The following is a 10182-nucleotide window of genomic DNA, read 5'->3' as shown; positions in this document are numbered from 1 at the left end:
CTCACCCACCTCGTCGACCAATGCCCCCGTCGCCACCCCCATCATCTGAATGCGCAGATCGACACGATCGAGAAGCGGCCCCGAGAGCTTTCCCAGATACTTGCGCCGAACCGTCGGTGCACACACGCAATCGACCTGCCTCGCCGGGGCACACGGACACGGATTCGCCGCGAGAACCAATTGGAATCTCGCCGGATACCTGGCGACGCCGTCTCGCCTGGCAATGCGAATCTCCCCGTCCTCCAACGGCGTACGCAAAGCCTCGAGTACCCGAACACTCATCTCGGCGCACTCGTCGAGGAACAGGACGCCGCGATGCGCTCGGCTGACCGCACCAGGCTTGGCCATCCCGGTACCACCACCGACCAACGCGCTCACCGACGTCGAATGATGAGGCGCAATGAACGGCGGCGATGTGATGAGCGGTCGCGCGGTGGTCAACAGGCCCGCCACCGAATGAATGGCCGTCACCTCCAGCGCCTCGGACTCGGTCAGCGGCGGAAGGATCCCGGGAAGGCGTTGCGCCAGCATCGTTTTCCCGATTCCCGGCGGACCGGTCAACATGATGTGATGCGCACCTGCCGCGGCGACTTCGAGTGCCCAGCGCGCATCTGCCTGACCGGCGACGTCACTGAGGTCCGGATAGTGTTCCTGCTGCCATTCGGTCGGCACCGGCGATTCCAGGGCCTGCTCGCCGCGAAGCCAGGCCACCACATCGGTCAGCGAGCCCGCGCCCAACACCTCGATCCCCTCGACCAGACCTGCCTCGGGCAGACACTGCCTCGGTACGACCACCCGATTCCATCGCGCACCCTTGACCGCGAGCACCGCGGGAAGAATCCCCCGCACTGCCCGTAACCTGCCATCGAGCGCCAGTTCGCCCATGAACACCGTCTCGGACAGACTGCCGCGCGGAATCGCTTTGGCCGCATCGAGAACCGACAGGGCAAGCGCGAGGTCGTACACCGAGCCACCCTTGGGAAGCGTCGCAGGTGACAGCGCGAGAATCACCCGACTGTCCGGCCACGTACCGCCCGAGTTCTTCACCGCGGCTTTGACGCGATCTCGTGATTCGTTCAGAGCGGTATCGGGCAGACCGACCAGATGCGTACCGGGCAGGCCCTGTCCGATATCGGCCTCGATCTCCACCAGCACACCGTCGACACCGTTGACCGCCACCGAGTGCGCTCGTCCGAGCGGCATCAGAACGCGGCCCGCACGTGCGTGATCTGGGGAGTGTCGTCGCGACCGACAAGGATCGCGACGACGTCGAATCTGATCTGCACCCACGGCCCCTGTTGCAGAGCAAGCCAATACAGCGCCAGACCCCGTATTCGAGTCTGCTTGGAATACGTCACCGCCTCGGCAGGGGTTCCGTATCCGATTCCCGATCGCGTCTTCACTTCGACGAACACCACCGTATCGCCCTCGCGCGCAACGATGTCCAGCTCACCGGTTCGATGCCGCCAATTGCGCTCTACCACCTCGAGCCCGATGCCCTCGAGATAGCGCACCGCGATGTCCTCCCCGCGCGCACCGAGTTGCTGATGGGTCGCCATATCGATATTCCTCCACTCTCCGGCCGCGCTCGCAGGCCGATTCGGTCGGATCGACGGTGACACGCTCGAATCGAGGAGGAACTCAGAAAATGCAGGTCGGCGATTGCCCTGTGGACAACCGCTCGGCTGTGGAACAACGAGAGAAATTTCCACGTTGCGTGGCCGGTTTCGTCGGACCGTCGTGTCAGTGCTCGCACGGGGGACTCGGCCCGGCGAGAACACCTGGGAAATGCACAAAGCTCCGTCCGGAATCACACATCGGACGGAGCTCGACTACAGGAACCTACGCCACAGCGCGGCCTGTCAGTGGTGCCGGTGGCGACGAATGGCTCGTCGCTACCGAAGTATCAGTGCGCGGCCTCGTAGGCTGCTTGTACGTCCTGGCTGATCCGACCACGCGCGCTGACCTCGTACCCGTTCTCGCGTGCCCAGGCGCGAATGTCCTGCAGGTCGACCTTGCCACGAGCGGACGTCGAAGCAGCACCGGCCTTCCGAGCGCGGCGACCGGAAATCTTCTCGGCGTGCTCGATCCAGAAAGCCAACTGTTCGTGCAATTCGTTCGCATGTTTGAGATTCAAATCGATGCGGTACTGGTTTCCGCCGATTCCGAATTCGATGGATTCACCTTGCCCATCTTTGATAACCGATCCGTCGACATCGTCGATCATCTGCACAAGCGTCTTGCGTGCCATCTCTTACCTCTTACACGTCTTGGGGATGTGATATTCAAGTTCTACCACCGATTCTCCTATCGGCGCAAAGAACTGAACACGTTTCACGACGTGTCGAATCAGTGAATATCCAGCCGGAAATCCCGAAACTTTTCGAGAATTTGCCTGTTCTAATCGAATTCTATTGTTGCACAATTGATTTCACTACGAGAATCGATTCACTTGCGGCTTCCGGTGCAGACTTTCGGAAGGCCCGGGGCCCGAAACAGGACACCCGGAACAATTTGGGCGGGTGTCCAGCTTTTCCGGCCGAGCGGATCGGTGGCACGCAGCGCCCGAAAGCCGCGCTGCCGTGCGAGTCGTCGCGGGCTGCTCACTCCGCTCCGCCCCGCCGGGCGATCTATTCCGGCAGTCGGAGATCCGGTTTGTCCAGCTCTTCGATGTTGACGTCCTTGAACGTGATCACCCGGACATGTTTGACGAAGCGGGCGGGGCGATACATGTCCCACACCCAGGAATCCGACATCCGCAATTCGAAATAGATCTCACCGTCGGCGTTGTGCGGAATGAGTTCGACGGAGTTCGCCAGATAGAATCGACGTTCGGTTTCGACGACGTAGTTGAACTGACCTACGATGTCCCGGTACTCGCGATACAGCGAGAGCTCCATCTCGGTTTCGTACTTTTCGAGATCCTCGGCACTCATCGGTTTCTTTCATCCTCCAGTCGGGCGTGAAATGCAATCATCGCGCACCGGCGTCGCGGCAGTCCATTCGCCCCACGACGTCGACGCCCCCATCCGAGACCTCCGACGCCGGGCCCGCTGCCGCCGCCGCTACATTCGCGTACGACATTCGGTGTTCTCTGCTCGGCCCGAGAGCGGTCATGGCGGCCGAATGCGCACGCGTGCTGTACCCCTTGTGCACGGCGAATCCGTAACCCGGAATCTCCTCGTCCAGCTGCACCATCAACCGGTCTCGGGAGACCTTCGCCAACACGCTCGCCGCGGCAATGCACGCCGCAGTCGCGTCGCCCCCGATCACCGGCAGCGACGGAACCGGTAGACCCGGCACCCTGAACCCGTCGGTGAGAACGTACCCGGGGCTCACACCGAGCCCGGCAACCGCGCGTCGCATTCCTTCGATATTGGCCACGTGCACGCCGATGCGGTCCACCTCGGCAGCGTCGATGAACACCACACTCCATGCCAGCGCCATTGTCTGGATCTTGGGAAACAGATCCTCCCGTCGACGCTCGGTCAACTTCTTCGAGTCGTTCAGGTCCGCGAGAGCCGCATGTGCACGCGCACCGAGCACGCACGCAGCCACCGTCAGCGGGCCCGCACACGCTCCCCTACCTGCTTCGTCGACTCCCGCGACCGGACCGAGACCGGAGCGTTCGAGCGCCGACTCCATCGTTCGCAGCCCTGCGGCCTTCCGAATGGTCGGACGCGGCGGCCAGGAGGAACGACTGAGCGTTGCGCGGGCGCGCGGCGCGCGGCGGGAGGCCGCCGTCATCGACCCTGGATGTCGGGAGAATGCAGGATGCCGGTCCGCGAGGGCGGGAGCGCGATGAAGACGGCTTTCCCGATCACGTTGTCCACGGGAACGGTCCCCGAGTACTCGTCGGTGACGTGATATCTCGAGTCCCTCGAGTTGCTTCTGTTGTCGCCCATCACCCAGATGTTGCCCTCCGGCACGGTGACGGGGTCGAAGCAACGTCCCGATTTCAGCTCGGTGTCACACGACATCGTGACCGGATCGAACGGGAAGTCCATCTGAATGTACGGCTCGTCCAACGGCTTTCCGTCGACGAGCACTCGCCCTTCGGCGTCACAGCATTCCACCGTTTGACCACCGGTGGCGATGACACGTTTGACCAGGTCGTTCTCGTCCGGGGCGACGACTCCGATCAACGAGCCGACCTCCTGGGCCCCGCGTATCACCGAGTTGTTCGATCGTTGCGAGACGAATTCGTCGTTCCACGAATCCGGACCGCGGAAGACGACGATATCGCCGGGCTTCGGGTCGCCGAACCGGTAACTGATCTTTTCGACGACGATGCGGTCTCCGGTGCACCCCGCGCAACCGTGCAGCGTCGGCTCCATCGATTCGGACGGGATCAAGTACACCCGGGCGACGAAGGTCTGCAGCAGGAAGCTCAACACCAGCGCTACGAGTATCAGGATCGGAAGCTCACGCCAGAACGATCGGGGCTTGCGCTCCCGACGGGTCTTCTGCGAAGACTCGTCGTCGGGCTCATCGGTCTGGTCTTGTGGGGACTGCGTCACGTGATCAGGTTAGCCGGAACCGTCGTCGGCGCGCCGGGACGGTCTGTGCACCGGCGATTCGAGCCCACCGACTGCCGCGTCGACGACGGCAGGCCGCGAACACGCGGGACATTACGCAACATGCCGCGCCGCCCGAATGGGCGACGCGGCATGATGGGAATCTGTGTGGCCGGGAAGAACCGGTCAGCGCTTTTCCTTGATCTTGGCGGCCTTGCCACGCAGATCGCGGAGGTAGTAGAGCTTGGCGCGACGGACGTCGCCGCGGGTGAGGACCTCGAACTGGGCGATGTTGGGGCTGTGCACCGGGAAGGTGCGCTCGACGCCGACGCCGAAGGAGACCTTGCGAACCGTGAACGTCTCGCGAACGCCACCGCCCTGACGCCGGATGACGACGCCCTTGAAGATCTGCACGCGCTCCTTCGAGCCCTCGATTACCTTGACGTGCACGTTCAGCGTGTCGCCGGGGCGGAAATCGGGAATGTCGCCACGCAGCGACTGATTGTCGAGAAAGTCCAGAGTGTTCATCGGTTGTGCCATCCTTGCGTTCTGCGCATGAGTAGAGGAACCGAGCGGCTCGCCGATTCGGCGGCTCGACTGGTTCGTGCTCCGAGTGAGGTCCGTGCCTGCTAGAGGCAACCCGACCATTGTGCCAGACCATCACGCATTCGAAGAAATCGACTCCGCCCTCGTCGCAGCGGCCCCGGCCGCCACCGGCGCCGGCACCACCACGCGCGCCAACTCGTCCTCGGTGGCCTCGCGCGCGTGAACGATGCTCGGCTTTCCTGCGATCGCGTCCTGCAGATAGATCTTCGCCCGGATCAACGGCCTGCGCCAGCGCTTCTCACGCCGCAACGCCCGCTCCATCTTCTTCGGCCTGTCGGTGTAGCGCCAGCGAGCCCATGGCGCGCTCGGTCGACTCAGTCTGATGGCGGCCAACACCAGTATCGGCAGCACGAACAGCCCGACCAAACCGGTCCAGATCTTGCCCTTGAGGAGCACCACGACGCACAGCGCGAGGTTGACGACGGCCAGCGCCGCGAGGGTTCCACGTACCCACGGATCGGGATCGGCTCGGAAGTCCGCCGGGCTCAGTAGCTCAAGCGGATGAAAGCCGAGCAGCAACAGTCCGGTGAAGGCCAGGGCCGCGAAGACCGCGTCGACCGAGGTGCGGCCCTGCTCGGACCAATAGACGTCGCGGAGGTAGAAGATCAGCGCGAACTCGTCGAGGACGAGTGCGGCACCGATACCGAACACAGCCGCCAGTATCGCCCCGGCCGACTGGGACCCGTCGACGTAGACCGCGATCAGACCGATTCCCGCGAGCAACATCAACACGATCCCGAACACGACGTGGTGGATGTGTTGACCGCCGGGCGTGATGTTGCCCGGCCACCACTTCACGTCGGCGCGAATCATCCTGACACTGAGCCGGATCAACAGGAATCCCAGCAGCAATCCCAGCAGGAAGCACAACAGGGGCAGACGTCCGTGATCGATGACCCCGTGCTGCAACCACCTCACGTCTGCCTCACGTCCCTTCCTGGCGAATGGGCGAACAGCCCAGGCACCGTCAAGACTATTCGCGTCGGACCGGTGTCCAGGCTATTTCCCGAATCCGGCTTTTCTCAGTGCGTCGGCCATGGAACCGGCCGCCGGTGCCGCCTGCGCAGGCCCGCCGCGCCGATCGCGTTGGGGACGGCCATCGCGTCCGCGACCGCCATCGTTGCCGCCCCCTGCTCGCCCTTGCCCACGAGGCCGATCACTCTGCCGTCCACGCGGGGAGTCCTTGCCGACGGCAGTTCCCGGCTCGTCGTCGAGCCGCAGACTCAGCCCGATGCGCTGCCGGGGAATGTCGACCTCCATGACCTTGACCCGTACGACGTCCCCGGACTTGACGACCTCGCGCGGATCCTTGACGAAGTTGTGCGACATCGCCGAGACGTGCACGAGTCCGTCCTGATGCACGCCGACGTCGACGAACGCACCGAACGCCGCGACATTGGTGACGACACCTTCGAGCGTCATGCCCGGCACAAGATCGGCCACCTTCTCGATCCCGGCCGCGAAGGTGGCAGTCTTGAACTCCGGACGGGGATCGCGTCCCGGCTTCTCCAGCTCGGAAATGATGTCGGTGACGGTGGGCAGACCGAATCTCTCGTCGGCGAACTCGGCCGGATTCAGGCTCCGCAGCAATGTGCTGTTCCCGATCACCTCGCGTACTCCCATCCCTGCCTTGCCGACGATGCGTCGTACGACGGGGTAGGCCTCCGGGTGCACACTCGAGCGGTCGAGCGGATCCTCGCCGCCGGAGATACGAAGGAACCCGGCGCACTGCTCGAAAGCCTTGGGGCCCAATCGTGGTACGTCCTTGAGGGTACTGCGGCTGACGAACGGCCCGTTCTGGTCTCGGTGCGCCACGATGCTCTCGGCCAGAGAACCGGCGATTCCCGAGACCCTGGACAGCAACGGAACCGATGCGGTGTTGACATCGACACCGACCGCGTTCACAGCATCCTCGACGACAGCACCGAGAGATCGGGCCAGCAGTGTCTCGGAGATATCGTGCTGATACTGACCGACGCCGATGGATTTGGGATCGATCTTGACCAGCTCGGCCAGCGGATCCTGCAACCTCCGTGCGATCGATACTGCACCGCGAATCGACACGTCCAGTTCCGGTAGCTCACTCGAGGCGTAGGCGGAGGCGGAGTACACCGATGCTCCGGCCTCGGACACCACCACCTTGGTGAGGTTGGCTGCCGGGAATTTCGCGATCAATTCCGCTGCCAGAGAATCGGTCTCACGTGAGGCCGTGCCATTGCCGATGGCGATCAATTCCACGTTGTGCTTGGCCGCGAGGGCGGCGAGAGTTGCCACGGCCTGATCCCACTTGCCCTGCGGCTTGTGCGGGTAGATGGTGTCGTGGTCGACGACCTTTCCCGTCGCATCGACGACGGCGACCTTGGTGCCGGTGCGAAAGCCCGGGTCCAGGCCCATCGTGGCGCGGTTGCCCGCCGGTGCAGCAAGCAGCAGATCCTTGAGATTGCTCGCGAAGACATCGACCGCATCCTTCTCGGCCGACTGACGCAGTCGCATACGGGTATCGAGCGAGACAGTGACCAGCATCTTGGTACGCCAGGCCCATCGGACGGTGTCGAGCAGCCACCTGTCCGCCGGGCGTCCTCGATCGGCGATCCCGAAGGTAGCGGCGATCCGACCCTCGTACACGCTCGGCACACCGGGGGTCGGCTCCTCTCGTTCGGGCTCGAAGCCGAGCGAGAGCACTTCTTCTTTCTCACCACGCAGCGTCGCGAGGATGCGGTGTGAGGGCAAGCTCGTGAACGGCTCCGAGAACTCGAAGTAGTCGGAGAATTTGGCCCCGGCCTCTTCCTTGCCCTTGCGGACCGTCGACACGAGTTGGCCGGAGGTCCACATCAGTTCGCGCAACTCCCCCACCAGATCAGCATCCTCGGCGAATCGCTCGACGAGAATCGCACGAGCACCGTCGAGCTGCTCCTGATCGAACTGCGCCGGATCGGTCGTGGGGTCGGAGAACAGCGCGTCGGCTACTGGCTCGTGACCGGCTTCGCGCGCGATCTGTGCCTTCGTTCGACGCTTGGGCTTGAACGGCAGATAGATGTCTTCGACGCGAGCCTTGGTATCGGCGAGCATCAGGGACTGCTCGAGCGCGTCGTCGAGCTTGCCTTGGCTACGGATGGATTCGATGACGGCGTCTCTGCGCTCGTCGAGCTCTCGCAGGTACCGCAGCCGCTCGTCGAGTAGCCGCAGTTGCGCATCGTCGAGCGTCCCGGTGACCTCCTTGCGATAGCGCGCGATGAACGGGACCGTCGAGCCACCGTCGAGCAGTTCTACGGCGGCACGAACCTGTTCCTCACGAACGTCGAGTTCTTCGGCTATGCGCTTGTTCACAGATTTCAGAGCAATGGTCACGGCGATGGACCCTACCGCTACTGTGAGAGTCGTCGGTCAGCGGTTCTGAGTGTGGGAGAGATACACGCATGGTCACGTGGTCTCGATTCCTGATCGCCACCTGTGCCACGATGTTGCTCGCAGTGGGATGTTCGGTGCCTGCGGACGACGAGATCGGCGATTCCGCGGGCAAAGCAACCGCCGAGACGTCCGCGTCACCCTTTCCGGACCTGAAGAAGGTCGACGGTGTGGCCCTCGAGGCCCGCATCCCCATGGCGGTCGCGTCGGCACGGGCCCGAGGTGCCGACATCGACTTCGCGCTACTCGATCGCGACACCGGGGCCTACTACAGCAGCAACGCCGATCAGCAGGTCGAAACGGCCTCGGTGTCCAAACTTTTCATCGCCGACGAGGTGATGTTCCGAGCGCAGTTGGAGAACCGCCCGGTCTCGCCGGAGGAACTGGACATCATGACGAGAATGTTGGAGCTCTCCGACGACAATTCCGCGTATACCCTCTGGTATCGCTACGGCTCGTCCGAGATCATCGGCGCAGTCGCTGCCCGCTACGGGTTGCAGAGCACCACCGCGCCCGCCGACGACCAGTGGTACAACACCGAAACCACACCCAGCGACGTCGTCGGCTACTACGCGGGCCTGCTCAACGGCAGCGGCGGTCTGACCACCGCGTCGGAGGAGGTCATCATCGGCATGCTGCGTCGTTCGGCTCCGATTGCCGCCGACGGTTACCGACAGCACTTCGGGATCGTCGACGGCTTGCCGGGCGAAAGTGTGCACGCAGTCAAACAAGGCTGGATGTGCTGCGTGTCCGATCGCTGGGTGCACTTGTCGACGGGAACGATCGGGGTGGACAACCGCTACGTGCTGGCTCTGTCGTCGCGGGAGGACATCTTCTACGCCGACGACATGGAGAGCTATCCGGACACCGCAGTGGTCGACGTGACCGACGATGCCAGCGCGCTGCATGCCAGGCAGACTCTGACCGGCTTCGTCACGATGCTCTTTCCCGACGGCACGATCAGCTGAATCACTCAGTCTTCGAGCAGATCCGGACGTCGATCGGCGGTTCGCGCCAATGACTGGGCACGACGCCACGCGGCGATTTTCGCGTGATCGCCGGAGAGTAGGACTTCGGGGACGTCGAGCTCACGCCATCGGGCCGGACGGGTGTAACTGGGCCCTTCGAGAACCCCGTCGGAGAACGAATCCTCTTGGTGGGACTGCTGATTACCGAGCACTCCTGGCATCAGACGGACCACTGCCTCGGCCATCACCAGGACCGCCGCTTCGCCCCCGATCAGAACGTAATCGCCGATACTGACCTCTTCGACCCGGACGCGGCGCGCGGCGTCGTCGAACACACGTTGATCGATGCCTTCGTAGCGGCCACACGCGAACACCAGATGGCGTTCGGTGGACCAGCGTTCGGCGGTGCGCTGGGTGAACGGCACTCCGGCCGGAGTGGGGACGACAAGTAACGAGTCCTCGGTGAGCACCTCATCGAGGGCGTCACCCCAGACCGTCGGTTTCATGACCATCCCGGGACCGCCGCCGTAGGGCGAATCGTCGACCGCCTTGTGCACATCGTGGGTCCACGACCGCAGGTCGTGTACCTCGACCGAGACGAGCCCGCGGTCGATTGCCTTGCCCAGCAGTGCAGTTCGCAGTGGTGTCAGGTATTCCGGAAAGATGGTGACGACGTCGAGGCGCAC

Annotated in this window: 11 protein-coding genes; 1 reads left to right on the top strand and 10 read right to left on the bottom strand. The window is 63.6% G+C overall.

Annotated features, from left to right (window positions below; genetic code table 11):
- The 9 genes from J1M87_RS15910 to J1M87_RS15870 form a co-directional block, all read right to left on the bottom strand.
- A partial coding sequence (locus tag J1M87_RS15910) for a YifB family Mg chelatase-like AAA ATPase (RefSeq protein ID WP_206490402.1) occupies nucleotides 1-1203 on the bottom strand: 1203 nt, incomplete at its 3' end.
- Nucleotides 1203-1559 (bottom strand): YraN family protein, encoded by a 357-nt coding sequence (locus J1M87_RS15905; RefSeq protein WP_206490400.1) that lies wholly within the window; start codon nucleotides 1557-1559, stop codon nucleotides 1203-1205. The genes J1M87_RS15905 and J1M87_RS15910, both read right to left, overlap by 1 nt.
- Before the next feature lie 347 nt (nucleotides 1560-1906).
- Nucleotides 1907-2251, bottom strand: a complete 345-nt coding sequence (locus tag J1M87_RS15900) for an Lsr2 family protein (protein ID WP_206490398.1) — start codon at nucleotides 2249-2251, stop codon at nucleotides 1907-1909.
- Between the two features lie 379 nt (nucleotides 2252-2630).
- Nucleotides 2631-2936, bottom strand: a complete 306-nt coding sequence (locus tag J1M87_RS15895; RefSeq protein WP_008717288.1) for a DUF2469 domain-containing protein — start codon at nucleotides 2934-2936, stop codon at nucleotides 2631-2633.
- Nucleotides 2937-2973: 37 nt separating this feature from the next.
- Entirely contained in the window at nucleotides 2974-3747 is a 774-nt protein-coding gene (locus J1M87_RS15890; RefSeq protein ID WP_206490396.1) for a ribonuclease HII, read from the bottom strand.
- A complete protein-coding gene (lepB, locus tag J1M87_RS15885; protein ID WP_206490394.1) occupies nucleotides 3744-4520 on the bottom strand; it encodes a signal peptidase I in 777 nt (258 codons plus the stop codon). Before lepB ends, J1M87_RS15890 begins: the two co-directional genes overlap by 4 nt.
- A 183-nt stretch (nucleotides 4521-4703) precedes the next feature.
- Nucleotides 4704-5045, bottom strand: a complete 342-nt coding sequence (gene rplS / locus J1M87_RS15880; RefSeq protein WP_008717293.1) for a 50S ribosomal protein L19 — start codon at nucleotides 5043-5045, stop codon at nucleotides 4704-4706.
- Nucleotides 5046-5177: 132 nt separating this feature from the next.
- Nucleotides 5178-6032, bottom strand: a complete 855-nt coding sequence (locus J1M87_RS15875) for a hypothetical protein (protein WP_206490646.1) — start codon at nucleotides 6030-6032, stop codon at nucleotides 5178-5180.
- Between the two features lie 90 nt (nucleotides 6033-6122).
- Nucleotides 6123-8465: a Tex family protein gene (locus J1M87_RS15870; RefSeq protein WP_206490645.1), complete on the bottom strand. Its 2343-nt coding sequence runs from the start codon at nucleotides 8463-8465 to the stop codon at nucleotides 6123-6125.
- 74 nt (nucleotides 8466-8539) lie between these two features.
- Between J1M87_RS15870 and J1M87_RS15865 the strand changes: the two genes are divergently transcribed.
- The gene (locus J1M87_RS15865) at nucleotides 8540-9496 is read left to right on the top strand and encodes a class A beta-lactamase-related serine hydrolase (RefSeq protein WP_241256973.1); all 957 of its coding nucleotides are present in this window, start codon (nucleotides 8540-8542) and stop codon (nucleotides 9494-9496) included.
- 5 nt (nucleotides 9497-9501) lie between these two features.
- On the opposite strand, the gene trmD is transcribed toward J1M87_RS15865, so the two are convergent.
- Nucleotides 9502-10182 (bottom strand): tRNA (guanosine(37)-N1)-methyltransferase TrmD, encoded by a 681-nt coding sequence (gene trmD / locus J1M87_RS15860; protein ID WP_206490392.1) that lies wholly within the window; start codon nucleotides 10180-10182, stop codon nucleotides 9502-9504.

The organism is Rhodococcus sp. KRD162 (assembly GCF_017168335.1).
Lineage (GTDB): Bacteria > Actinomycetota > Actinomycetes > Mycobacteriales > Mycobacteriaceae > Rhodococcoides.
Note: the sequence above shows the minus strand (reverse complement) of the source record. Positions and strands in the feature narration are given on the sequence as shown.